A 26,611-nucleotide genomic window follows, 5' to 3' on the forward strand; every position below is an offset into this window, starting at 1 on the left:
CGGTTGCAATTATTGTAGATTTGTATTAATATACTTGTATACAAGTATGTAGAAACAAGGGGCTGTACTATAGATGGGAGAAAATTATCCGAAACATTGGATGGAAGGTATGACGACAGGTGAGAAAGTTGCGGCTGAGTTACGTTTGCAAATTGTAGAAGGCAGTATTAAAGCGGATGCTTGCTTAACTGAAAATCAAGTTGCTAAGCAATTCAATGTCAGCCGTTCTCCTGTTCGTGATGCTTTTAAATTATTGAAACAAGATCAATTAATTTGTCTAGAACGTATGGGCGCAGATGTACTCCATTTTGGAGAAGAAGAGCGCCGTGAGATATATGATTTGCGCATTATGATGGAGTCTTTTGCTTTTGCGAAAATTAAAAGCAATGAAAGAGTACGTTTAGCAAAAGAAATGCGCAAACACTTAGAAATGATGAAAGTGGCGGTGCAATTTCAAGATGCTGAAGCTTATACAGAACACGATATCAAATTTCATGAAGTATTGATTTATGCAACGCAGCACCGCTATCTGCTTAGCAGCTGGGATAATTTAAAGCCATTGATGCTTTGTTTAATACTGTTATCTATGAGAAAAAGAATGCGTGAAGAACCGGAAGATTTCGAACGTATTCATCATAACCATGAAGTATATGCAGAAGCGGTAGAACAAAATAGTGTCTCTCAGTTAAAAGAAGCGTTCCATTTAAATTTTGATGATGTTGGAGATAATATTGCAGGTTTGTTTTATAGATGATCTTTATTTTTTAAGGAGGAAAAATCATGAAGTATATGATTGGGGTCGATGTCGGAACAACAAGTACAAAATCAGTTTTGTATGATGAAAATGGGAATTTCTTGCGTAAGCACAATATTGGTTATGACATGAACACACCAGATGTCGACACTTCTGAAGAAAACCCAGATGAAATTTTTGATGCGGTTTTAATGACAATCAAAGCAGTAATTCGTGAAGAGAGAGTAGCAGCAGATGATATTAAATTGATTTCATTCAGTGCACAAATGCACAGTTTGATTGCAATGGACAACGAACAAAACCCTATTACTGAAAGTATTACATGGGCAGACAATCGAGCTAGTCGCTATGCAGATATAATTCGCGATGAACATCAAGGACATGAAATATATAAACGTACAGGTACACCCATTCATCCGATGTCGCCATTATCGAAAATATTTTGGATGAAACATGAAAAGCCGGAAGTTTATAGTAATGCGAAAAAATATATCGATATAAAAGGTTATATTTTATATCAACTTTATGGTAAATACGTCATGGATTATTCTATTGGATCAGCTACAGGAATGATGAATTTAGAATCATTAAGCTGGGATAATGATGTATTAAAGCTTTTAGGAATTACAAAAGAACAGTTACCTGAATTAGTACCAACAACTCATATTATGACTGGTATGAAACATCGTTATTCTAACTTGCTAGGTATTAATCCAGACACACCTATTATTGTAGGTGCAAGCGATGGTGTTTTATCTAATCTTGGCGTGAATAGTTATAAAAAAGGGGAAGTAGCAGTAACAATCGGTACTTCTGGCGCTATCAGAACAGTCATCGATCATCCGCGCACAGACGAAAAAGGACGCATCTTTTGTTATGTCTTAACAGAAGACCAATATGTGATTGGAGGACCGGTTAATAACGGCGGCATCATTTTAAGATGGTTGCGCGATGAACTATTAGCAAGTGAGGTAGAAACTGCGAAACGTTTAGGCGTAGATCCTTATGATGTTTTAACAAAAATTGCCAGCCGAGTTGAACCTGGTTCAAAAGGATTGATTTTCCATCCATATTTAGCTGGAGAAAGAGCACCTTTATGGAATGCGAATGCGCGTGGTTCATACTTCGGATTAACACTCGCTCATAAAAAAGAACATATGATACGTGCGGCACTTGAAGGCGTATTATATAACCTGTATACCGTTTATCTTGCTTTAATAGAAGTAATGGGGGAAACACCTACTGCAATTAAAGCAACTGGGGGATTTGCGAAAAGTGAAGTATGGCGTCAAATGATGGCAGATATCTTTGCGACAGATGTTATAGTACCTGAAAGTTATGAAAGTTCATGCTTAGGAGCATGTGTACTTGGTTTGAAAGCACTTGGGGAAATCGATGATTTTTCAATCATTGAAGAAATGGTCGGTACAACACATGCACATGAACCAAACCAAAAAGCTGTAGAAATGTATCAGCAATTAATTAGTATCTTTATCGATTTAAGTCGTTCTCTTGAAAGTCAATACGCTAAGATTGCAGACTTCCAGCGTCATCATTTATAAAAAATTTAATAAGCAAAGATGAATCTGACAATAAAAACATCAGTTTGAAAGCTGATGTTTTTATAGGAAGTTAATGTAAACGCTTCCTATATTGAGATTCAGTCATACGAAAGTGAGGAAAAATTATGTTTGGAGAAATATGGCCGCTGATTACAGTGGTAATCGGTATTTTAATCTTATTAGCACTGATTATATTATTGAAATTAAATACGTTTATTGCATTGATTATTACATCAATGATAACTGCAGTTTTACTTGGAATGCCATTAGATAAAGTTGTAGAAACCGTTGAAAAAGGAATGGGAAGTACACTCGGTCACATCGCGATTATTTTTGGTTTAGGGGCTATCTTAGGTAAGTTACTTTCAGATGGCGGCGGTGCGACACGTATCGCTGATACATTGATTAATAAATTCGGAGAAAAAAATGTGCAATGGGCTATGGTTATTGCAGCATTTGTAATCGGTATTGCCTTATTCTTCGAAGTAGGATTGGTATTATTAATTCCGCTTGTATTTACACTTGCAAAACGTACTAAAGTATCACCGCTTAAAATTGGCTTGCCAATGATTACAGCGTTATCTGTAACACACGGCTTTTTACCACCGCACCCTGGTCCAGTAGTAATTGCTAAAGAGTTACATGCTAATTTAGGACAAGTATTAATGTTTGGTATTATTATTGCGATTCCAGTTACAATTATTGCTGGTCCATTATTCGGCAGAATTGCACCGAAGTTAACACCGACAGCTTATACACGTGAAGGTGACATTTCATCATTAGGTGCACAAAGAGAATTTAAACCTTCTGAAATGCCAAGTTTCGGTATTAGTGTTTTAACAGCGACATTGCCTGTTATTTTAATGTTGATTGCGACAATTGTACAACTCGCAACAGGTTCTGTTGATGGTGGAAAAAATATTATTGAAAAAATAATTTACTTCATCGGAACAGCAGATACAGCTATGTTAATTGCGGTATTATTCGCAATGTTTACGATGGGTGTCAAACAAGGACGTAAAAATAAAGAAATTATGACCTCAGTTACAGAAGCAATCTATCCAATCGGTATGATGATCTTGATTATCGGTGGCGGTGGTACTTTTAAACAAGTACTTATCGACGGCGGTGTTGGTGATACGATTGCGAAAATGTTCGAAGGTTCTACAATGTCTCCAATATTACTAGCATGGATTGTTGCAGCAGTATTGAGATTAGCACTTGGTTCTGCAACCGTTGCAGCGATTTCTACAACAGGTATCGTTTTACCATTGCTTCAAGCTAGCGATGTAAATGTAGCGCTCGTAGTGCTTGCTATCGGTGCAGGTAGCGTTGTTTGTTCTCATGTTAATGATGCAGGTTTCTGGATGTTTAAAGAATACTTTGGTTTAACAGTTAAAGAAACATTTTTAACTTGGTCACTGTTAGAAACTATTATTTCAGTTTCAGGTATTATCTTTATTCTATTTATCAGTTTATTTGTATAAACTCAGTTTTCGGCAGCTACGGCTGCCGATTTTTTTGTTATAGTGAAGATATCAGAAAGAAAGGTGATAGCAGATGACAAAGACTGTTTTAACTGAAGGCGTTTCTCAGATTGCGCAAACTATTATACAAACATTCTCAGAAGCAGAAAAACCATTGACAGTATTAGTAGATGCTTCAATGCAACCATCTGTATCAGTTCCTCATATTACTTATCAACCTATTGATTGGATGAATACAAAAGATTGGGAACTTCAACTGAGAGATGCAGATACTATTATTTTTAATGTGCATACTAAAATGTTCAATAGCAGCTTATGGCATGGACGGCGATCAGATTTAAGACGTTTAATCAGTAGATTTGTAAATCTCTGTCAACCTGCCGATATCCTAGAATTAAAAATGAAAAAAGAGAAGCCAGTGTTTAAAAAAGCAAAATATTACGAGCTTCCTAAATCTTATTTTTATAGTAATTGCAATGTTCATACAGAAGCTGCTTCTTCATTGCAATCGATGAAAGTGCAGCCTGAAGATTCAGTTTCTAAATTGCTTGTTGATTATATGAAATACTTAAGAAAGATTACATTTGGTCTGGTTGAAGTACGTGGTTTGCCGCAAAGTTATAATATTTATGCGAAAGGATTCAAATGTCCTTTAATTGCTATGCAACCAGAATCAATGGATGCTATAGATGGGATAAGGTTGCGTATTTTGCCCGATGGTCTGCTATCTAAGAAGATATCTAATTCTTTAATGTCGTTCTTTTTTATAAAAGTTAGTCAAACGAAACTTCAAACTTTTCTTTACCGCTTTGAATCGTCATTGCCATGGTGGTTATATATGGGTACTCAAGCATTAATTCATGATGTTGTCATGGCTGGTTTTAAAAGAGGGTAAAATAAGTACATAAATAAAAAGCTTAGGGATACAAAGCATATTACTTTCTAGAGAGGAGATTCGAAGGATGGATACGCGTCATTTTGATTTGTTAAAGTTATTGGTGGAGTATAATACAGAAAGCCCACCTGCACGTAATACTGATCCATTACAAGATGAGATTCAAGCATTTTTGGAGGATAATGGATTTGAAGTAAAGCGCCGTAAATTGTATGACAATGATAGTATTGTAGTAGGTATTTTAAAAGGCAAAGACCCAAAAGCACCTAAACTGATTTTAAATGGACATGTTGATGTCGCAAATGTAGAGGATACAAAGCATTGGACTTATTCGCCATTTGAATTGACAGAAGTTGACGACTGGTTGTACGGACGTGGTGTAAGTGATATGAAAGGTGGCGTTGCATCACTTTTTTATGTTCTGGAACGCTTGAATGCTGAGGGTATTCAGCCAGAAGGTGACATTATAGTACAATCTGTAGTTGGTGAAGAAGTTGGTGAAGCAGGGACGAAATATGCTTGTGAGATGAGTCCAAAAGCAGATTTAGCTTTAGTGATGGATACCAGTGATAATCAAGCACTTGGCCAAGGCGGTGTCATCACTGGCTGGATTACGGTGCAAAGTAAAGAAACAGTACATGATGGTGCACGCAGTCAGATGGTACATGCCGGCGGAGGTTTATATGGAGCGAGTGCTATTGAGAAGATGGCAAAAATTATTACGGCGTTGAAAGAGTTGGAACAACATTGGGCTGTGATGAAATCTTATCCTGATATGCCTCCTGGTGCCAATACGATTAACCCGGCAGTGATTGAAGGTGGACGTAACCCAGCTTTCATTGCAGATGAATGTCGTTTGTGGGTAACAGTCCATTTTTTACCGGATGAAGATTACCATGAGGTTGTAGCAGAGATTGAAGATTATTTGAATCGAGTGGCTGAAGCGGATGTCTGGTTACGTAATAATCCATTGCAATTTGAATGGGGAGGTACTTCGATGATAGAAGATCGCGGTGAAGTCTTCCCAAGTTTTACGTTGCCGTTGAATCATCCGGGCTATGCAATGTTAGAAAAAGCGCATGAAGCGATTCATGAAGATCCATTAGTTTCTGGTATGACAACGACTGTAACAGATGGTGGCTGGTTAGCTGATTTTGGTATACCAACTATTTTATATGGACCTGGTAGTTTAACAGAAGCCCACAGTGTGGATGAAAAAGTAGAAAAGAAAGAATTAGCACAATATAGTGAAGTGTTGTATGATTTCTTGAAAAATTGGTATAAGAAACCTGAAAAATAAAAATGAAATTTAAAAAGAAGAAGCTGTCCTGGTATTTTGAGGACTGCTTCTTTATGTTAAAAGAATATAAAAAACACCGACCTGTCTTAACAAGTCGGTGAAAAGTATTAATGATGTTATTTTAGCGATTGCTGTTGAATGAATTTTTCAAACGAGATATCCAACCGCGTCTAGGGCGTGATGGTTTTTGAGGACGGTTTTCTATAACAGGTGTTTCATGTTTAATAGCTTTTGCACGTTCAATCGCTTCATGCATCATATATAGCTGTGAATTCAACGGTAGCTGATTATTGTTCACATAGTGATAAACACCGTTTTTGTCTTGATAACGTCCTTTTTGATTATCAGAGAGTTGTAAATTCAAGAATTTTAACAAGCGCTCTCTAATTTTTTGGTCATGTACAGGGAATAAGATTTCTACACGTTTAATCATATTACGTGTCATTGCATCTGCAGATGATAAATAGATTTTTTCGTCACCATTATTATGGAAATAATAAATACGTGAATGTTCTAAGAAACGACCTACAATGCTGACTACTTCTATATTCTCACTTACGCCAGGAATACCTGGTTTCAAGCAGCAGATACCACGAATAACAAGTTGAATCTTAACGCCTGCTTGAGAAGCTTCAAATAACTTCTTGATAATTGTTTTATCTGTTAAAGAGTTCATTTTCATAATGATATGACCATTACCATGCTCTTTATGGTTTTGTATTTCAGTATCGATTCGTTCTACAAACACATCGCGGATATCAAAAGGTGCCACAATCAATTCATTATAATGTGGTTTTAATGAATAACCGCTCAGGTAGTTGAAGAAGTTGATCGCATCTTCGGCAATACCTTTATCAGTAGTGATAATACCCATATCTGTATAAATTTCAGCAGTTTTATCATTGTAGTTACCTGTACCTAAATGTACAAATGGAACTAACTGACCTTTTAGTCGTTTAACAACTAACGTGATTTTACTGTGTGTTTTTAAGTGTGTCATACCATAAATTACGTGACACCCGGCATCTTCCAGCATACGAGCCCAGTGAACGTTATTTTCTTCATCGAAACGTGCTTTCAATTCTACAAGTACTGTGACTTGTTTTCCTTTTTCAGCAGCGTTTTTCAAGCTTTTGATAATAGGTGAATCTTTACTTACACGATATAAAGTTTGTTTGATTGCGATTGTATTTGGATCATCAGCAGCTTCGCGGATAAAATCTACAATTGGTTCAAATGATTCATATGGATGATGGAAGAAGATATCACGCTTCAACGCTAAATCGAAAACGTTGTTATAACCAAGTGAAGCTGGAACTTGCGGTGTATAAGGATCATAACGCAAGTTGCTTAATTGTGGTGTTAAACGACCAACTAAGCCGAATAACATTGTTAAATCTAATGGACCGTCTACAAAGTAAACGTCATTGTCATGAATTTCTAATTGTTCTTTCAACTCTTGAATGTCAGCTTCATTTGCATTACGAGCATCAACTTCAAGACGAACAGCTGAACCGCTTTTACGCATTTTTAAGAAACGTTCAATTTCAATTAATAAATCTTCAGCACCATCTTCATGGATTGTTAAATCAGCATTTCTAGTGATTCTGAATGTAAATGTATTACGGATATCGTATCCTTGGAAAAGGTATTCGATAAAGTAATCAATAACATCTTCTACCATTAATACATATTGCTTTTCATCTTTTTTCATGATCATAAAACGATCAATCAAGGATGGAATTTGTACTATCGCAGTATTGATAGAATCATCAGTATCTAATTCAACGAAGATGTTTAAACTTTTATTAACCAATTTAGGGAAAGGATGGTACGCATCAATGCCGAGTGGTGTAAGTGTCGGCAAAATATTATCTCTGAATTCACGTTCTAATTGTTCTTGTAACGCTTCATCTAAATTTTCAGGTTTTGTTGTAATGACATCATATTCACGTAAATCTTTTGTAAGTTCGTTATAACGTTCATATTGTAAATCAACTAAGTCTGCATTTTTCTTTTTAATGGCGTCTAATTGTTCTTTTGGCGTCATTTGAGATTTATTTTCCGGTTTATTGAAATTCATTTTAACTTGGTCTTGCAAACCGGCAACACGAACCATGAAAAATTCATCTAAGTTAGATGCGAAAATTGCAATGAAATTTAATTGTTCTAATAAAGGATTTGTTTTGTCGCTGGCTTCTTGTAATACTCGATAGTTGAAATCGAGCCAGCTTAATTCTCGGTTGTTATAGTACTCTGGTTTATTGATGTCTTTCTCTACGACTTGATTTTGCATAATAGCCACCCCACGGTAAATAAATAGACTGTTTGTATATTAATTTAAAGAAAAATTAAATGATAATCATCATGAATGTTCTATCTAAGATGTTAGTTGTTTAATATTTAATAGTTCGACGGATGATGAAATACAATTTAATGTTAAAAGAAAATGTTTGTGCACATGTTCATTTTTTTCATATACATCCATTAGTACATTAACATAGAAATGTTAAGATTTTGTAAAGTTAATGGATACTTTTGATTTTAATACTTTTTCTAAATGTTTCTTTTGGCGATTGGCTTGATACTCTTCGGCAATGGGATTGCCTGTATGATAGGCATTGAGAATGTAGTTATCTTTATCCTTTTTTTCAAGTTCAACGCGTTTAACAGGGTTTGTATGAGAAACATTTAAGGCATCAACAAATTTAATAATTCCGCCCAATGATTGTAAATCACTGAGTTCATCGTTATCTAACCAACCTGTTTCATTGTTATAAAATTTCAATAATGATTTGTTTTTAAAACTTGCCATCATTGCGAGTTTAACACGGTCATGATGGTTAAAGCCGTCAATCATTGAATTGGAAATAATGTAGTAAGTATGTTGAGATCCTGAATCTGAATCGATAAAACGTCCTAGATAGTAAACATATGCAGCTTGTTCAAATAGTCTTTTTTCTTTGTCAGTTAAAGAAATTTTATCTATTGCTGTTAATTGTTCAAGCAAGTCACGTGCAAGTACAACACGTTGTCGCGCACCGGCTTGTTCGTGTTTATAAGCATTTGATAATTGGAAAAGTGCTCGATCTTGAACATTGAAACGATCAAAAGCGTCTGGATACTTTTCGTTCAAATGATGCATTACATAACCTTCACGCAGCCCTTTTCTAGAGAATGTAAATTGTGTTGCATCTACTTGTTTGAATAATGCTTTGAAGACGGCAACCGCAGGTAGAATGATGTCAACGCGGTCACGGCTTAATCCATCTAAATTAGTTAATTCATCACGAGAACTGTCTTTGATAAGATTGAACACTTGATCTAAATCTTTTCCTGTCATTGAGTAGCAATGTACGCCACCAATAGGATAGGATACTTCAGATTGATGAATTCGAGCGGTGTTACGTGCAGAACCGCCCACACCGACTAAAGCAACTTTTTGATTGTTAATCCAGCTCAATGAACTGAATTCTTTCTCCAAGAATTTCTGCATTTTTTTAATAGCATCCTTGTTATCATGTGGTTCATCACCAAAGAATTTACGTGTTAATGTGACAACACCAAATGGGAAGCTGTGGGAATGGATAAGTTCTTTATCCTTAAATAATGTAACTTCAGTAGATCCGCCGCCGATATCTACAGATAATCCGTTTTCGATATCGGTAGAATTGATGATGGCATAAAATCCGTAGAAAGCTTCATCTAATTCAGGTACTATTGAGGTTTTAATACCTAATTTTTTCTTAGTTTGTTTTAAAATATCATCACGGTTTTTCGATTGACGAATCGCCGCAGTTGCAATAGGATGCAATTCATCTACTTTGTAAGCATCCGCTACTTTTTTAAAACTTTCTAAGGAATCAATTAATACATCAATTCCTTCTTGATTCATAGTCAAATCGTCTTCTAAATATTGACTAAGTCGTGCTGGTGTTTTAATGTTTTGTATTTCTGAAAGACCTGTTTCTTTATCATATTCAAAGACAACAAGTCTGATGGTGTTGGAACCGATGTCAATTAAACCAATGCGTTTCATAATAACCCCCTCAGATTGCTTAGAAGAAGTCAGCATGCGAGTGAAAAATTTTTTAGCTGGAAATATCATAGATTTCTAACTCCTTCTTTGAAAAATGTAATCGCTTAATGCCTTGTGCGGCAAGAGGAAATTACATTTCTACTTCACTTTAATTTTATCACAAAGTGCAAGTTTGCACATTATTTGTATAGACTAAAATTAGGTATTAATGCACTTTTTACAGAGAAAGTTGAACTGTTGTTTTTAAAATTTAAGATATAAATGAGGATAATGTAAAAGTCTATTTACAATAATGATGATATAATACATACATAATTAAAACTGAGAAAGAGGTAGCGGACATGAAACGAAGCATCCTTGCAATAGCAACATTGATAGCTGGTATTTTCTTAATGACAGCATGCGATAAAGAACAATCGAAAACCTATGAAGGTGATCTTCAAGGAGCAGAAGTGCTTACGACACTTACTTATAAAGGTGATAAAGTGCTTAAACAATCTAGTATTATGACAATTGATTATGATAAGAACGGTGTTTCAAAATCAGACGCTGAGAAAATTTTGGATAAACAAGAAAAGATATTCAAAGACGTTGAAGGTGTTACTTATAAAAAGGAAGTAAAAAAAGATAAAGCGATTCAAAAAGTAGAGATTGATTATGAGACTGACGATGTGAAAAAAATGACTAAGAAATTAGGTATTACTGGTCCGGCAAAAGGCGAAGACTATGTCAATATGAAAGATGTACAGCGTGCAATGAAAAAAGCTGGTTTTGAGGAAAAGAAACCATTGAAAGATAATGAATAATAAAGTATTGAAACTGCAGTTAATTATTAGATAAATGATATACTGCAGTTTTTTAAATCATTTTTTAAAGAATGGTTACAGGCAGTTAATATTGTGCTTTGTATTATATGGTATAATTTGATTTCGAAGTATACATAAGTAAGATTATTTTTCTGAAGTGAAAATTTTTGACTCATTTGAAAATAGGGGTGAAAACATGTCGGATCTATTTACAAATACAGAACATATAAAGCAGCCATTGTCTAAGGATCCATTTGACTCAACTAAAATTATGAAACGAGATTTTTGGTTGATACCGCTGTATGTTATTCTTTTAAATATCGTACCATTCTTATTAATTCTACCGGTATGGATGTATGAATCATCTATACATTCACATATTTCTAAAACGACCCAATCCTTTATTTTGACAATCGGTACAGTTTTAGGTGAGATAATTTTATTATTTATATTTTATTTAATGCATCGTAAGTACCTTATTCCGCTTGCAGTTAAAAGGTTCGCACAAGCAAAGAAATACATACTGATTGTGGTTTTGGCATATATTTCGATGATGGTAGTAACAGCTGCTTACGACGGATTAATGAGGTTATTGCCTAAAGCTTACCAATTTACCGAGACACAAAACCAGATGCTTATATTGAAAATGTTCGATAATCCATGGGCTTGGCCAGTTTTATTTATAGATATCGTGATATTAACTCCATTTGTGGAAGAATTGCTTTTCCGTCATCTGATTATTCATGAACTTGGAAAAAAAATCGGTTATATCGCAGGAGCAGTTATTTCAGCATTAGTTTTTGCCTTTGTACATGTGACAAGTGCCCACTCACCATTTGAATACGGGGTATATCTCATCATGGCAATTGCGTTAGTTTATGTTTATATGAAATCAGGCAGAAACTTAGCGGTCTCTATCTCGCTGCATATGTTGATTAACGCTATCGGATTTATTTCAATCATTGTCCAATATCTTAAATAATAAAAATTGACTGCTGATATCTAAATTAGAGATGTCAGCAGTCTTAATTTCGGGTATTATAAAGCATTGCAACGCAAGATTAAAAAATAATAATATTACCTATGGTATAATTATTAAAATTTACATCAAGAGGCGAACATCATGATTAATAACCCATTCGATTCCCCGAAAGTCATGAAACGCGACTTTGGGCTGATTCCATTGTATTTTCTATTGCTAAACGTTGGTCAAATTATCGTACTTGGCATTGGCCTGATTGTCATAGAAACATTCCACATGAATATTCCACATAACAGTAATGCGATTGCGAGCAGTTTTGGCGACATTATTAGTTTTTCATTGCTATTTTATATTTTTTATAAGATGCACCAACACTATATCATTCCGATTGTCATTGAACGGATTAAGCAAGCGAAGGCCTATATCTGGCTCGTTATTATTACCTATATAGTCTACTTGATTGTAGATCACGCCTACTCCTATGCTTTGCAATTTTTGCCGAAACACTATCAATTCGAAGAATCACAAAATCAAACAGTGATTATTGAACAATTTAATACACCATGGTTGTGGCCAGTACTCTTTTTAACTACTGGGATACTGGGACCGATTGCTGAAGAATTAATATTTCGTCATATATTGATTCATGAGCTTGGAAAGAAAATTACTTATATCGGAGCAGCAATCGTATCTACGTTGATTTTTGCGGTAATGCATGTACATGCGGGTTCATCACCATTTGAAGTCATACCTTATTTATATGGTGGTTTCTTTTTAGCTTTTGTATATTTGAAATCAGGTAAAAACTTAGCAGTGTCTTGTGGATATCATATTCTTAACAATTCGATAGCTGTATTATCTATGTTTTACGATCGACTTTAATAAGTTGGTGGTCTTCATGCTCTAAATTGTCATATTTTTCAAAATCTAAATATGTTAAATTGTATAGGAAAGGGAATAGATAGGTATTGTGAAAATAGACTTTTCCAATGTATTAGAAAAGGGGCAGAAGCGATGACTACTATACTAGAATTAAAAGACGTTTGCTATAAAGTAGATAAACGTCTGATTATTGACCACATTGATTTAACAGTTAAAGACGGTGAAAAAATAGCAGTGGTCGGGCCATCTGGAAGTGGTAAGAGCACACTCTTTCATTTATTGAACAATTTAATCAGTCCGACTGACGGCGAATTATTTTATAAAGGGAAACCTTATAAAGATTACCAACCAGAATCGTTGCGCCGGCAAATCAGCTATATGCCGCAATCAACAGAATTGTTTGATTCAACAATAGGTGAAAACCTAGCATTTCCTGCACTGGCTCGAAATGACAAATTTGATTCAGATCGTGCTAAAAAATTATTAGCTAGTTTTGGATTAGGTGATTACAAGCTCGATACGAATGTAGAATTTTTATCTGGAGGAGAGCGTCAACGTATTTGTCTGGCACGTCAATTGATGTACATACCGGATGTATTGCTGCTTGACGAAGCAACAAGCGCACTGGATGCAGACAACACAAAAAAAGCAGAAGATGCAATTTTCAGCTTAGCCAAAGATGAAGGTGTATCAGTAATGTGGATTACACATAGCTATGACCAAAGTATGTCTCACTTTGATCGTCGTATTGATATTGTCGATGGCAAAATTAATAAGGATAATAAGGGGGACATTGATGTATGAGTACAACAGCTCTATGTATTTCCGCAATGCTCTTGATTATTCCGATAGCCATCTCCATTAAAGAGAAATTGCATATTGCTAAAGAATTAATTGTTGCTTCTATCAGAGCAGTAATTCAATTAGTGATTCTTGGTTTTATTTTACATTTTATTTTTGACTTGAATTCACCATGGATTTTAATTCTTTTCGTTTTAGTGATTATAGTTAATGCATCTTGGAATACAATCGGACGTGCTTCTAAAATTATGCATAATGTATTCTGGATTTCTTTTATATCAATCTTCATAGGTACTGCGTTGCCATTAATTGTTATTGTGGCAGCAGGAGCTATCAAGTTTACAGGGAATGAATTAATTCCAATCGCAGGTATGTTGGCAAATAATGGTTTAATCGCTATCAATTTGGCATATCAAAACTTAGACCGTTCATTTGTAAGAGAGTACGGTACAATAGAGTGCAAGCTTTCATTAGGGGCTTCACCGAAACTCGCTTCAAAATCAGCAGTTCAAGAAAGTATTAAACTCGCTATTGTGCCAACAATCGATTCAGTTAAAACATATGGTTTAGTTTCTATTCCGGGAATGATGTCTGGATTGATTATCAGTGGTGTAGATCCGCTTCAAGCCATCAAATTCCAATTGCTTGTTGTATTTATCCACACAACTGCAACCATTATGTCTGCATTAATTGCAACATACTTAAGCTATAAACAATTCTTTAATAATCGCGATCAATTAATCGGAAGCATGTTAGATGAAAACGAAGAATAAATGTATTGAATACTGGGAGCCGGAAAGTGCAGAATATCAGATGCTGCATACCGTTTTCCCAGTTTTTACTTTGTCTAAAAATGAAAGAATTATGATTCACGTCTTACATTCTTTGCAAATTTCAATTATAATAGATAGGTTGAATTTACAAATTAATTTAAAAATGAAAGGAGTGATGGACCATGTCATTCATGCGTATTGTGACCTTTATTATCAGCGTCTTTATCGTCGGAATGGTGGAAATGATGGTTGCTGGAATTATGAACTTGATGAGCCATGATTTGCATGTTTCTGAAGCATGGATCGGTCAATTGGTAACATTATATGCTGTGACTTTTGCAGTATGCGGACCGATTTTAGTCAAACTGACTAATCGATTTAATGCAAAATCTGTTTTATTATGGACGATTGTGGCTTTCGTAGCAGGTAACGCTATGATTGTCGTATCACCTAATTTTGCAGTCTTAATTATCGGACGTATTATTTCATCTGCAGCTGCCGCATTGATTATTGTAAAAGTATTGGCGTTGACAGCGATGCTGACTGCACCTGAGCATAGAGGGAAAATGATTGGGATTGTTTATTCAGGCTTCAGCGGCGCCAATGTTTTAGGTGTGCCGATTGGAACAATACTCGGCGGCTGGTTAGGTTGGCGTGCAACATTTGTTTTTATTATCGTTATCAGTGTACTAGCAGCTATCTTAATGATACGCTACTTGCCGACTGCTTCAGAGCTTTCATTTGTCTCAGAAGGACAAGAAAGCGGACAAACACCGCAATCGAAAATTTTAAATCGTAAAGAAGTGATTAAATATCTAACGATTACTTTCTTATTGCTCACAGCGAACTCCATCACGTTCGTTTATATTAACCCATTGATGCTTTCAAATGGCCATGATTTGAAATTCGTTTCATTTGTACTATTAATCAATGGTATCGCAGGTACACTCGGAACATCTATGGGCGGCTTCTTAGCAGACAAATGGTCTAGTAAAACTTGGCTTCTAACAGCAACATTAACATTTGCTGTCGCATTAGCAGTTATTAACTGGTTCTTATCTGCTTCTTGGATGCTTATCATTATTATCTTTATTTGGAATGTAATGCAATGGAGCACAAATCCTGCTGTACAAAGCGGTATTATTGAACATGTTCAAGGAGATGCAAGCCAAGTACTCAGCTGGAACATGTCGAGTTTAAATGCGGGTATCGCAGCAGGCGGTATGCTTGGAGGTTTGATTGTATCGCATCTCGGAGTGAATGCTGTGACATATAGTTCCAGCATACTTGGATTTATCATCGTCATTATTATTCTTTTCTTGAAAAAAGTACGACATACACCAGTACAAAATGCTGTAAACACTAAAAGCGCTTAATCCAGAGAGATTGAGTGCTTTTTTGTGTTTACAGGTGGAAAGTTATTTGAAAATGTGGGGTGAAACATCATATTGAGTGTATGGCTTCCAATCGCATTCTCCGCTTCTTATAAATTTTGCTACGCTTTCCTGCATCTCATTTTCCAGTTCAAGTGCCTCACTATCAGCAGGTGCACCCTGTGCTGATAAAATATCGAGATGGCCGAGCCAGAAAATGACATCAAGAATATGATAAGGTGATCGGAAATGTTTGGATTCAGGATTGGACCAATCAAAGCGGTACAGCCATTTTTTTGAACCAGGATAGTGGTTCAACCAAACGAGTAAAGGTTGTTTAAAATAATATTCTGTGATTGCAACGGCTTGTCCGTCATGCTTTTTAATATTGAACAACTGGGTATCAATATTAATATCATTGAGTTCTGCGACTTCCATAAAACGCTTAGGTTTAAGTTTATGAAATCTGCCGCGAATATAAATATCACCTTCACGAGCCGTATAGCCTGCTAAAACAGGTTTATCACCAAGAATTCTTTCTGACATCGTGTCAGGGTTGAAAATAGGACGATAGAAAAGTTCAAGTCCTTTCGAAGGTTTGCGATCTTCCAAATCTTTATCCATTATTTTCATCATTTGAGGCCTCGTTAAAGTTTCAAATGATTGATTATATTGCAGCATCGTCATTATTTTGAAGCGATAAGCATTGACTCTGCTGTTTTCAATTGAATCAAAATTAAGAGTCCCGCTGCTCAAAACAACTTTATGGAAAAGAGGTTCTGCTTCTTTGAAATGCAATAAAGCTTGGATACTCATTGCACCCGCAGATTGTCCCATTAAAGTGACATTATCTTTATCGCCATCAAAGTCTGAGATAAAGTATTGTACCCATTTGAGTACAGCAAGTTGATCAGAAAGCCCGCAGTTCATATCATAGTTTTCATTAAGTAAGTGCCAATTCGTATAGCCTAGTGCACCAAGTCGATAATTGAATGTAATGACAATTGCATGTGCAGTTTCAGCAAGATGTTGCGGTTGATATAATTCAGCAGATCCATGGCCATTAAGAAAACCGCCGCCATAAAACCAGATGATAATAGGGAATGTTTCGTTTTGTTTCGTAGTTAGCGGTTTATAGATATTCAAGTAAAGACAGTCTTCGCTTTGTTCGAAGTTTTGGTTATGTGTAGAAAAGAAAGTTTCAAGTTTATTGTATGGTTGAAGAGGGATGGGGCCGAATGAAGTTGCGTCTAAGTTGTTGTTATCCCATTGCATTTTTAATTTTGCATGTTTGAAGCGGTTTGTATCAATAGGCGGTTCAGCATAAGGAATACCTCGATATATTTCTAATTGATCTTGAGTCTGTCCTTTAACAGTTCCAGCAACAGTTTCACGTATAATCGTCTCCATACTATTCATCCCCTTTTGATTTAACTATAGTCTACCGTTCTTTAAGACACAAATTATTTCAATAAAAATAAGACGAGATTGAATTCCCGTCTTATGCGCTATTTCTTATTTTGTTTCAACTGCTTGGTTTAAATCATCTGTATCATTATCTAAACGTTCAGTCATGTCTTTGTTCATTTTTGTATTGATACGTTTTGCACGTTTGAAATAAATACTCTCAAAGTAGCTTGTTGTACCCAGTTTATAGAATGCTAAAGCTACAATTGTAATTACAAGGAAGTCATATGGATAATGTATGAAGTTCATACCTTTGAACTCTTTACTGCCGATAAAGGACAGTAAAGCTAATACTAATAAATAAATGATAATCCATAAACTGCCGCCGATTTGTTTTTTCGTATTCTTCCAATTCATTTTATATTCATAGAAAAAATAAATCGGCAATCCTAAGATAATAATCAAGATAACTTCTGCTGTTGTCGGCCACATTGCCCAATAAATGGCGAGAGAGGCCAGTACGAATGAAAGTGGCGCCATGACTTTTAAAAGATTGGCTCTGAAAGGACGATGCATACTGGGTGCCATTTTGCGTAATGCAATAACAGTTGTCGGTCCTGTCAGATAGGCAACAAGCGTCGCTGTTGAAATGACACTGGCAAGTGTACCCCACGAACGGAAGATAGATACCATAATCATACTGATGATTGCATTAAAAATTATTGCAACACGTGGAATATTATATGTTTCATTAATTTTGCCTAAGAATTTCGGAATATGACCGTTTTGTTCCATTGCGCGTAAAACACGACCTGTTACTGCGACGAAAGAAACGCCTGTACCAAAAGGTGAAACAACAGCTTCAATGTATAAAAGAATTGCTAACCAGTTCAAGTTTAAAAGGATTGCCATGTCTGCGAACGGAGAGTTGAATTGAATGCCGTTCCATCCATGTTTTGAAAGCATTCCTTCAGGCATAGAGCCGATGAAAACTATTTGCAAGATAACATATAATGTTGCAGCCAGTGTTAAACTAATCACAATACCGCGGCCAATATTTTTTTCAGGGCGTTGTATTTCAGAACCCATATTGATAATTGTTTGGAAAGCGTTGAATGAGAAGATGATTCCTGATGTCGTTGTAGCTGCAAAAATCGGTGCACTGCCATATGGCATGAAACTACTCAAACTATGTCCGTAATTACCAGGGTGAAATCCTGAAATAACTAATAATATAATCGTTAAAGTTGGTACTCCTAATTTGAAGAAGGAGATTAAACTTGTGAATGAAGTTAATAACTTTACAGACCAGTAATTCAGTAAAGAGAAGATAATGATAATCGCAAATACAGCGAATAAACCTAATGTACTGATGGTCCCGTTATGCATTAATTTCCCCATGAATTTAGCCCAGTCCCAAGGCCATGAACTCATATATTGAACTGCTGAAACTGCTTCAATCGGGATAATCGTTACAAGTGATACCCAGTTAGCCCATGCTGCGATAAAGCCGAGTAGCGAGCCATGCGTATATTGGGCATAATTACTCATACCGCCTGATTGCGGGAACATTGTTCCAATTTCAATATAGTTATATGCAATTGTTCCAATAACGATAAAGCCGATAATCCAAGAAATGATTGCCGCTGGACCTGCGACAGATGAAGCTTCCCAAGCCCCGAATAGCCAACCAGAACCAATTAATGATCCGAGGCCCAACAAGACGAGTTGGGAGAGATTTATTTTATTGCTTTCTTTATTTTCCATCGAAAGACTCCTATTATATACGAGCAAGAGATGTCAGTCTTACATGTCTGCTCTTTTTTAAATCTGAAAAGTGAAACACAATTTTCTGATTTTCGTTAACTCATGGTAAAACATTATACAAGGTCGTCATTTCAAGTCAAATGCAATTTAATTTCTGTATTTTATAAATTTATATGTATGAATATACGTTATTTAAACTGAATATGAATATCGAAATAAATACAAAAAATAATGTTCAAGCGTTAATATAAAGCCTTTAACAGATAGTTTTAGGCTCAGCTTCGTTTATACATTTTTAAAACTTGAATTTTATATTACAATGAAAGTAGCAAAACGCTTCAAAGATAGAAACAGCAAGACATTGGGAAGATTGATTAAAAAATTCAAAATAAATTTTAAAAGTTTCATTTTAAACTTTATGTGTAAATCACATGTGCTAAAAAATGATATAATGTGTACGTAATGTGATATATTACAATTGTAAAAAATAGGAAAAGGAGAATGGAGATGACTGAAGAAAGAACAAATCCTAAAGCAGAAGCATTTTTTCAAAGAGCGAAAGAGTGGAAGGCTGAGTATGAAGCTTTAAGAAAGATTATTATGGAAAATCCGGATTTAGTGGAAGATTATAAATGGATGAAGCCATGTTATACATATGAAGGGCATAATGTCGTGTTAATACATGGGTTTAAAGATTATTGTGCATTGTTGTTTCATAAAGGTGTTTTATTACCAGATCCTGAAAACAAATTAATACAACAAACTAAAAATGTGCAAGCAGCACGTCAATTACGTTTTACATCTGTTGCGCAGATACTTGAAGAAGCAGATATGATTCGTGATTATGTCAAAGAGGCTGTAGCAGTTGAAAAATCTGGTAAAAAAGTGGAAATGAAGCGTACAGAAGAATACGATATGCCTGAAGAGTTGAAAGCAGCATTAGAGGCTGACAAGGCATTAGATGAAGCATTCCATAATTTAACACCAGGACGTCAGCGTCAATATATGTATACAATCGGACAAGCAAAACGTGCCTCAACAAGACAAAATCGCGTAGATAAATATAAACCGATGATTTTACAAGGCAAAGGGTTAAACGATTAAAAAAATAATTTTGATGTGCATCCTAAAAGTTGGAATTAAAAATTCTAACGATTGGGATGCTTTTTTATTGTTAGAAAGCAAGCTTGAATTCTTGTGGTGAGTACAAATCAAAGCAGAAAAGGAATATTCCCAAAAAGCACTTATTAAAATTATAATTGTATAAACGAACATTATATCCCTGTAAACGCAAACATGATTTGCAGTTCAGTTGATGGTGAAAAATGTATTTTAAACCATTTTCACAATTATCACTGAATTATTTGTCTAATGTTTGAACATGGACATTTAAATTAAAAAATATGGTAATTATACGTCATTTATCCTCTTTTTTATGCTATAATTATTGAGTAATCTACTAAAAGAGTAGGACACATTATCAACATAGATTATATTGAAAGTTAAAATAAACAACAGAATAAGGCTGTTGTTGTGTCATAGTGATTTGAGAAAAGAACATTCACCTTTAAATGAATGTGTCTTGTCGATAGTCTAACAGAAGTCATTTGCGACTTAGTTTTAGAGCTTATCCGTAAGTTAATGAAACATTGCTGCAAATGCTTTTTTTATTGTATAAGGAGAAAGATAGGTTTACTTCAATTCAATATATGCAATTTACATTCAATAAATCTACAAATAGCAAGCAATTCTCCTAAATAATTTATTTCTTCTGTCAAAGATTAACCTTTACCCATTCAATTCTCCAAGGGATACTTTTCCAATCTTCTACTCTTAATTTTAAATAGAATTCGATATAGAAAGGAATTAAATGCATGCTTAGTATTAAGAATTTAACTAAGATTTATTCAGGAAACAAAAAAGCGGTAGATGATGTTTCTATAGATGTGCAGTCTGGCGAGTTTGTTGCGTTTATCGGAACAAGTGGTAGTGGGAAGACGACTGCGCTGAGAATGATTAACCGTATGATTGAGGCGACAAGCGGTCAAATTATGATTGATGGTAAAGATGTTAGAAAAATGAACGCCGTAGAATTACGTCGAAGTATCGGTTATGTGATTCAGCAAATCGGATTGATGCCGCATATGACAATTAAGGAAAATATTGTGCTGGTTCCTAAATTGTTGAAATGGTCTCAAGAGAAAAAAGATGAAAAAGCACGTGAATTAATTAAATTGGTAGATCTGCCGGAAGAATATTTAGATCGTTATCCTTCAGAATTGTCTGGTGGCCAGCAGCAACGTATTGGTGTAGTACGGGCATTAGCAGCAGAACAAGATATTATTTTAATGGATGAACCTTTCGGAGCATTAGATCCGATTACACGTGATACATTGCAAGATTTAGTCAAAGAATTGCAGAAAAAATTAGGGAAAACATTTATTTTTGTAACACATGATATGGATGAAGCGATTAAATTGGCAGACAGAATCTGTATTATGTCGAATGGGAAAGTTGTGCAATACGACACGCCTGATAATATATTACGTTACCCGGCAAATGATTTCGTTCGCGACTTTATTGGTCAGAACCGTTTGATTCAAGATCGTCCTAATATGCGTACAGTACAGGATGCGATGATTACACCGATTACAGTTGGTGCAAATGAATCATTGAATACGGCAGTTGATATTATGCGTCGCCATCGTATTGATACGATTTTTGTTGTTAATAATCAAAACAAATTCCTCGGTTACATGGATATTGAGGATATCAACCAAGGTTTACGTTCTGGTAAAGAACTGATAGATACAATGCAGCGTGATATTTATCGAGTGAATGTCAACTCTAAGTTGCAAGATACAGTCCGTACGATTTTAAAACGTAATGTGCGTAATGTACCAGTGGTAAATGATCAAGATACTTTAGTAGGTTTAATCACACGTGCGAACCTTGTTGATATTGTATATGACAGTATTTGGGGTGAAGGTGCAGAAGAAGCTCAATATGAAGCTGAAAGAAAAGAAGCGGAACAAAGCGAACAACAAAAGCATACATCTTCTGAAACAACAGAAAAGGATAATGTAGGTCATGACGAAATGTCAGATTCAGGAGTTGAACGCTAATGAAGGCATTCCTAGAACAATACGGCGGTGAATTACTGCAAAAAACGGGTGAACACTTTTATATTTCAATTGTTTCGCTTCTAATCGCCATTATTATTGCAGTACCGCTTGGTATTTTATTATCGAAGACAAAGAAATTAGCAAGTGTTGTATTGACAGTTGCAGGTGTTTTACAAACAATTCCAACATTAGCAGTATTAGCTATCATGATTCCGATTTTCGGTGTAGGTAAAACACCAGCGATTATTGCATTATTTATTTATGTATTATTGCCTATCTTGAATAACACTGTCTTAGGTGTCCAAAATATCAATCCTGATATTCGCCAAGCAGGTATCAGTATGGGAATGACAAAACTGCAATTAATGAAAGATGTAGAGCTCCCGTTAGCCTTACCATTAATTCTTGGCGGTATTCGTTTATCAAGTGTTTATGTTATCAGCTGGGCAACTTTAGCCAGTTATGTGGGCGCAGGCGGTTTAGGAGACTTCGTCTTTAACGGCTTGAATTTATATGATCCAGTGATGATTGTCAGTGCGGCTGTGCTAGTAACAGCGTTAGCATTGATTGTAGACTATCTACTTCGTGTAGTTGAAAAATGGGCAGTACCAAAAGGTTTGAAAATATCTAGATAGGAGGACATTGTAACTTTATGAAGACAATGAAGTATTATTTGATTCTTATGGTGACTTGTCTGGTTATCTTATCTGGATGCAGTCTACCTGGTCTTGGTGATAGTCGTTCAAATGAGGATGTCAAAATCACAGCGCTTGCTACCAGCGAGTCACAAATTATGTCGCACATGGTGCGATTAATGATAGAACATGATTCACATGACAAAATAAAACCTACATTATTAAATAATATGGGTTCAAGTACTATTCAACATAATGCGTTAATGAATGGTGACGCTAATATTTCAGGTGTTCGTTATACAGGTACAGATTTAGTAGGGGCTTTACAAGAAGAGCCGATTAAAGATCCGAAGAAAGCATTAAAAGCTACGCAAGAAGGGTTCCAAAAGAAATTTCACCAAAAATTCTTCCCATCTTATGGTTTTGATAATACGTATGCTTTCATGGTAACGAAAGAAACGGCAGAAAAATATCATCTGGAAACAGTTTCAGATTTGAAAAAACACGAAAAAGATTTGCGTCTTGGTGTCGATAGTTCTTGGTTGAATCGTAAAGGTGACGGTTATCCTGGTTTCAAAAAAGAATACGGCATTGATTTTAATACAGTTCGACCGATGCAAATCGGTTTAGTTTATGATGCGTTAAATAATAAAAAATTAGATGTTGCATTAGGTTATTCAACAGATGGACGTATTGCAGCTTATAATTTGAAAGTTTTGAAAGATGATAAGCACTTCTTCCCACCTTATGACGCCAGTCCTGTGGCAACAGATGCAGTCTTAAAGAAACACCCAGAAATTAATAAAGCATTAGACAAATTAGAAGGCAAGATTTCCACAGAAGATATGCAGCAATTGAATTATGAAGCGGATGGCAAAGGGAAAGAGCCAGCTGTTGTTGCTGAAGAATTTTTAGAAAAACATCATTATTTTGATGGTAAGAAAGGCGGGCAAAAATAATGAAAGGCAATTTATTACAACAATTATTTGAATATTATTCATTGAATGCCGGCTATTTATGGAGTTTATTTTTTCAACATTTATTGATGTCAGTCTATGGCGTCGTATTTGCAGCGATTGTTGGTATTCCGATTGGAATCTTTATCTCACGTTTCGGACGTATGTCTAAGTTAGTGATTACAATCGCAAATATTATCCAAACTGTCCCAGTTATTGCTATGCTGGCGATTTTAATGCTCGTTATGGGTCTTGGACCGACAACAGTTGTCGTGACAGTTTTCTTATATGCATTGTTACCAATTATCCAAAATACTTACTCAGGTATTGTTGGAGTAGATGAAAACATTAAAGATGCAGGTAAAGGTATGGGGATGACACGTAACCAAATTTTACGTATGATTGAACTACCTTTAGCTTTATCAGTTATTATCGGCGGATTGCGTATTGCTTTAGTTGTAGCAGTTGGTGTCGTAGCAGTCGGCTCATTTATTGGAGCACCGACACTCGGTGATATTATCATCAGAGGAACGAATGCTACAGATGGTACAACATTTATTTTAGCAGGTGCATTACCAATTGCATTAATCGCTGTATTGATTGATGTCTTACTAAGACTACTCGAAAAACGATTGGATCCTGTGAAAAAGAAAAAAGGACCTCAACCTCAAGGTATGGATATTTAAGGAATATAGAGCAGCTTTGCTTTTTAACACTTAAATTACGTGTGCTCTAGTATTTCTTTTCAAAGAGAAAAGGAGAGGATACAGATGGCATGGATGCAAGTTAATTATAATTCTGAAGTATTAGGAAAAGAGCAACGTTTCATGGCGATGTTGCCAGAAGATCCATCTCAATTTCAGACAGATAAATCACCGAAGCAACTGCCTGTATTATTGTTGCTGCATGGATTATCTAGTGATGAAACGTCGTATCTAAGATTTACAAGTTTGGAACGCTATGCGAAAGATAATGGTATTGCAGTGATAATGCCGGCAGGAGATCATAGCGGTTATGCAAATATGGCATATGGTCATAGTTATTATGACTATGTATTAGAAGTTTTTGATTATGCCTTACAAATTCTACCGCTATCAAAACGTCGCGAAGATCACTTTATTGCAGGTCATTCAATGGGCGGATACGGCACAATCAAGTATGCATTATCACAAGGTGACCGTTTTAGCAAAGCAGCACCATTATCTGCAGTATTTGCACCTCAATTCTTAATGGAAATTGATTGGAATGACTTCTCAGGCAAAGCAATCTTAGGTGAAAAAGAAAGTGCTGAAGGAACGATACTAGATCCTTATTATCTTGTTGATCAAGCTTTAGAGGAAGATAAAACAATCCCAGAACTCTTGATTATGTGTGGTACAGAAGATGATTTATATCAAGATAATTTGGACTTTATTCATTTCTTAGATGAGAAAAAAGTGCCGTATCAGTTTGTAGATGGACCCGGTATCCATGACTATGCTTATTGGGATAAAGCAATCAAATATGCATTAGAATGGTTTGCCGGAAAAGAACATAATTAAAAGCATAACTGTCACGAATTAAATTTCGTGGCAGTTTTTTTATGAAAAAAAGACAAGATGCTTAAATGGAAAATGCATCTTGTCTTTAAAATGATTCGTCAGGAATAAACGAACGAATCACTGTTGTTAACATGTCATAAATATATTCATCTGTTAAGGTCTCAGGTTTGATTAAAATGTTGAAATAGATAGGGGAGAAAATCAAATCAATGAAGATATCCTGCTGCTTTTCTGGAATACGCGTACTGGCAATAGAACGTAATAACTGTCTATATTCATTAAAATAATCATCCATAAAATGATTACGCAATTCATTTTCACTATTAGTCAATAAAATTTGAATCACTGCTTTACCGAGAGGACGTGTATATATCCGTGTCATTTTAAGTAGTAAAGCATATAAATCATTGAAAAATTCTCCTTTTATTTCTGAGGTACCATGTACTTCATTTAAAAACATATCAATTATCATGGTATCTTTATCTTTCCAACGACGGTAAATTGTCGCTTTGGAAATTTGTGTGTTTTCTGCGAGTTCATCGATGGTAATTGTTGAATAAGGTTGTTTATTTAAAAGGTTCCCCAATTCCTCATAAATGCGTGTGTTGATTTTGGGATCCTTAGGTCTTCCTGCCATATTAATGACCTCGTTTCATATGCGAAATTTTTTCTACTATTTCAAAAATGATGATAGCGCTTAAGAACCAAACTACAACGCCCACTATGATACTTAAAATCCAGTCATTTGTCCAAATCAGCATAAACCAAGTTGCTAAAATATTGAATAACACACCTGTCATACCGAATACAGCACCACGACTGACATGCGAAGCGACTTTATCACCGTATTGTACACCGGACATAATGAGTGAAATAAGAAATACCGCTGGGAACACTGCGAAGATTCCGCCGAATTCTTTCCACGGCATAATTACTGAAACAATATAACTAAGCGCTACTGATGCACCACCTGCAAGAAATTTTACAAGTAACATTTTCATTTTAAAGAATGCCTCCAATTAAATATGTTTAAGTGCCAAAATAATACAAGATAAGATAAACCAACTTACTACTGAGAAGATAGCGCCACGTCTGAAACCGATTTTTTGAACAGCATAAGCTGTGAGCGCCACACTCAAAATACAACCAACAATACCGATGACTGCACCTGAACTAAGATGAATCGATTCTTGGATAAGATTTTGACCTCTGAAATCTACAGCTAGTGTAACTAAAGCTGCTAAGTAGACAGCTGGAAAAGTAGAAAAGATACCGCCGAGTTTGCCGCCAAGTTTTGCAGAAATAACAGTTGCCAAAGCAACAGCTAATCCGCCAAAGACAAAACGAATGATCAAACTAGTTAAGGAAATGCCGAACATAACTTATCATCATTCCAATCCTATAGTAATTTATAAACGAAACGTATCGTTTAGTTTTAGTGTAATACGACATCTCTTAGATGTAAATAACTTTAACTTAATTTATAAGCGAAATTAAATTTTAATTTATATTAAAGCGTTTTCATA

General features: G+C 35.4%; 23 protein-coding genes and 1 pseudogene. 17 read left to right on the forward strand and 7 right to left on the reverse strand.

Features of this window, described 5'->3' with window-relative positions; genetic code table 11:
• Positions 1 to 73 precede the first annotated feature (73 nt).
• From A4G25_RS10395 to A4G25_RS10415, 5 genes are all read left to right on the forward strand, one after another.
• Positions 74 to 754, forward strand: a complete 681-nt coding sequence (locus A4G25_RS10395) for a GntR family transcriptional regulator (RefSeq protein ID WP_047131583.1) — start codon at positions 74 to 76, stop codon at positions 752 to 754.
• 26 nt (positions 755 to 780) lie between these two features.
• Positions 781 to 2,316 (forward strand): gluconokinase, encoded by a 1,536-nt coding sequence (gene gntK / locus A4G25_RS10400; protein WP_047131582.1) that lies wholly within the window; start codon positions 781 to 783, stop codon positions 2,314 to 2,316.
• Between the two features lie 125 nt (positions 2,317 to 2,441).
• Positions 2,442 to 3,803 carry a gluconate:H+ symporter gene (locus A4G25_RS10405; protein ID WP_047131581.1) on the forward strand — a complete coding sequence of 454 codons (1,362 nt, stop codon included), beginning with the start codon at positions 2,442 to 2,444 and terminating at the stop codon, positions 3,801 to 3,803.
• Positions 3,804 to 3,876: 73 nt separating this feature from the next.
• Positions 3,877 to 4,698 carry a hypothetical protein gene (locus tag A4G25_RS10410; protein ID WP_047131580.1) on the forward strand — a complete coding sequence of 274 codons (822 nt, stop codon included), beginning with the start codon at positions 3,877 to 3,879 and terminating at the stop codon, positions 4,696 to 4,698.
• Positions 4,699 to 4,765: 67 nt separating this feature from the next.
• On the forward strand, positions 4,766 to 5,998 hold the full coding sequence (locus tag A4G25_RS10415; protein WP_047131579.1) for an acetylornithine deacetylase: 1,233 nt from the start codon (positions 4,766 to 4,768) through the stop codon (positions 5,996 to 5,998).
• A 237-nt stretch (positions 5,999 to 6,235) separates the two neighbouring features.
• Here A4G25_RS10415 and A4G25_RS10420 read toward each other — a convergent pair.
• Together A4G25_RS10420 and ppx are read right to left on the reverse strand one after the other, a co-directional pair.
• Positions 6,236 to 8,294: pseudogene (locus A4G25_RS10420) on the reverse strand (RNA degradosome polyphosphate kinase); the annotation flags it as partial.
• A 213-nt stretch (positions 8,295 to 8,507) separates the two neighbouring features.
• The gene (gene ppx, locus A4G25_RS10425) at positions 8,508 to 10,040 is read right to left on the reverse strand and encodes an exopolyphosphatase (protein WP_047131642.1); all 1,533 of its coding nucleotides are present in this window, start codon (positions 10,038 to 10,040) and stop codon (positions 8,508 to 8,510) included.
• A 338-nt stretch (positions 10,041 to 10,378) separates the two neighbouring features.
• Between ppx and A4G25_RS10430 the strand changes: the two genes are divergently transcribed.
• From A4G25_RS10430 to A4G25_RS10455, 6 genes are all read left to right on the forward strand, one after another.
• The gene (locus tag A4G25_RS10430; protein WP_047131577.1) at positions 10,379 to 10,843 is read left to right on the forward strand and encodes a DUF1307 domain-containing protein; all 465 of its coding nucleotides are present in this window, start codon (positions 10,379 to 10,381) and stop codon (positions 10,841 to 10,843) included.
• Between the two features lie 196 nt (positions 10,844 to 11,039).
• Positions 11,040 to 11,825: a CPBP family intramembrane glutamic endopeptidase gene (locus tag A4G25_RS10435; protein ID WP_047131576.1), complete on the forward strand. Its 786-nt coding sequence runs from the start codon at positions 11,040 to 11,042 to the stop codon at positions 11,823 to 11,825.
• 141 nt (positions 11,826 to 11,966) lie between these two features.
• Positions 11,967 to 12,707 carry a CPBP family intramembrane glutamic endopeptidase gene (locus A4G25_RS10440; protein ID WP_047131575.1) on the forward strand — a complete coding sequence of 247 codons (741 nt, stop codon included), beginning with the start codon at positions 11,967 to 11,969 and terminating at the stop codon, positions 12,705 to 12,707.
• A gap of 132 nt (positions 12,708 to 12,839) precedes the next feature.
• Entirely contained in the window at positions 12,840 to 13,511 is a 672-nt protein-coding gene (locus tag A4G25_RS10445; RefSeq protein WP_103163147.1) for an ABC transporter ATP-binding protein, read from the forward strand.
• Positions 13,508 to 14,281: an ABC transporter permease gene (locus tag A4G25_RS10450; protein ID WP_047131574.1), complete on the forward strand. Its 774-nt coding sequence runs from the start codon at positions 13,508 to 13,510 to the stop codon at positions 14,279 to 14,281. Before A4G25_RS10445 ends, A4G25_RS10450 begins: the two co-directional genes overlap by 4 nt.
• A 182-nt stretch (positions 14,282 to 14,463) precedes the next feature.
• Positions 14,464 to 15,657, forward strand: coding sequence for an MFS transporter (locus A4G25_RS10455; protein ID WP_047131573.1), 1,194 nt, complete (start codon positions 14,464 to 14,466; stop codon positions 15,655 to 15,657).
• A 42-nt stretch (positions 15,658 to 15,699) separates the two neighbouring features.
• Here A4G25_RS10455 and A4G25_RS10460 read toward each other — a convergent pair whose 3' ends face one another.
• Positions 15,700 to 17,064, reverse strand: a complete 1,365-nt coding sequence (locus tag A4G25_RS10460) for a carboxylesterase family protein (RefSeq protein WP_047131572.1) — start codon at positions 17,062 to 17,064, stop codon at positions 15,700 to 15,702.
• Between the two features lie 105 nt (positions 17,065 to 17,169).
• The gene (locus A4G25_RS10465; protein WP_047131571.1) at positions 17,170 to 18,828 is read right to left on the reverse strand and encodes an APC family permease; all 1,659 of its coding nucleotides are present in this window, start codon (positions 18,826 to 18,828) and stop codon (positions 17,170 to 17,172) included.
• A gap of 507 nt (positions 18,829 to 19,335) precedes the next feature.
• Between A4G25_RS10465 and A4G25_RS10470 the strand changes: the two genes are divergently transcribed.
• The 6 genes from A4G25_RS10470 to A4G25_RS10495 all read left to right on the forward strand — a co-directional run bounded on the left by A4G25_RS10470 (position 19,336) and on the right by A4G25_RS10495 (position 25,085).
• Positions 19,336 to 19,932, forward strand: coding sequence for a YdeI/OmpD-associated family protein (locus tag A4G25_RS10470; protein ID WP_047131570.1), 597 nt, complete (start codon positions 19,336 to 19,338; stop codon positions 19,930 to 19,932).
• A 770-nt stretch (positions 19,933 to 20,702) separates the two neighbouring features.
• Positions 20,703 to 21,953, forward strand: a complete 1,251-nt coding sequence (locus tag A4G25_RS10475; protein ID WP_047131569.1) for a betaine/proline/choline family ABC transporter ATP-binding protein — start codon at positions 20,703 to 20,705, stop codon at positions 21,951 to 21,953.
• Entirely contained in the window at positions 21,953 to 22,588 is a 636-nt protein-coding gene (locus A4G25_RS10480) for an ABC transporter permease (RefSeq protein WP_047131568.1), read from the forward strand. Before A4G25_RS10475 ends, A4G25_RS10480 begins: the two co-directional genes overlap by 1 nt.
• 17 nt (positions 22,589 to 22,605) lie before the next feature.
• A complete protein-coding gene (locus tag A4G25_RS10485) occupies positions 22,606 to 23,547 on the forward strand; it encodes an osmoprotectant ABC transporter substrate-binding protein (protein WP_047131567.1) in 942 nt (313 codons plus the stop codon).
• Positions 23,547 to 24,230 carry an ABC transporter permease gene (locus A4G25_RS10490; RefSeq protein ID WP_047131566.1) on the forward strand — a complete coding sequence of 228 codons (684 nt, stop codon included), beginning with the start codon at positions 23,547 to 23,549 and terminating at the stop codon, positions 24,228 to 24,230. Before A4G25_RS10485 ends, A4G25_RS10490 begins: the two co-directional genes overlap by 1 nt.
• Before the next feature lie 84 nt (positions 24,231 to 24,314).
• Complete coding sequence (locus A4G25_RS10495; protein ID WP_047131565.1) at positions 24,315 to 25,085, forward strand: alpha/beta hydrolase; 771 nt, start codon at positions 24,315 to 24,317, stop codon at positions 25,083 to 25,085.
• Between the two features lie 85 nt (positions 25,086 to 25,170).
• On the opposite strand, the gene A4G25_RS10500 is transcribed toward A4G25_RS10495, so the two are convergent.
• The 3 genes from A4G25_RS10500 to A4G25_RS10510 are packed head-to-tail and all read right to left on the reverse strand — an operon-like array spanning position 25,171 to position 26,464.
• Positions 25,171 to 25,722, reverse strand: a complete 552-nt coding sequence (locus tag A4G25_RS10500; RefSeq protein ID WP_047131564.1) for a TetR/AcrR family transcriptional regulator — start codon at positions 25,720 to 25,722, stop codon at positions 25,171 to 25,173.
• Position 25,723: 1 nt separating this feature from the next.
• On the reverse strand, positions 25,724 to 26,086 hold the full coding sequence (locus A4G25_RS10505) for a DUF3147 family protein (RefSeq protein ID WP_047131563.1): 363 nt from the start codon (positions 26,084 to 26,086) through the stop codon (positions 25,724 to 25,726).
• Between the two features lie 18 nt (positions 26,087 to 26,104).
• Positions 26,105 to 26,464, reverse strand: a complete 360-nt coding sequence (locus A4G25_RS10510; protein WP_047131562.1) for a DUF3147 family protein — start codon at positions 26,462 to 26,464, stop codon at positions 26,105 to 26,107.
• Between the last annotated feature and the right edge of the window lie 147 nt (positions 26,465 to 26,611).

Source organism: Staphylococcus condimenti, assembly GCF_001618885.1.
Taxonomy (GTDB): domain Bacteria; phylum Bacillota; class Bacilli; order Staphylococcales; family Staphylococcaceae; genus Staphylococcus; species Staphylococcus condimenti.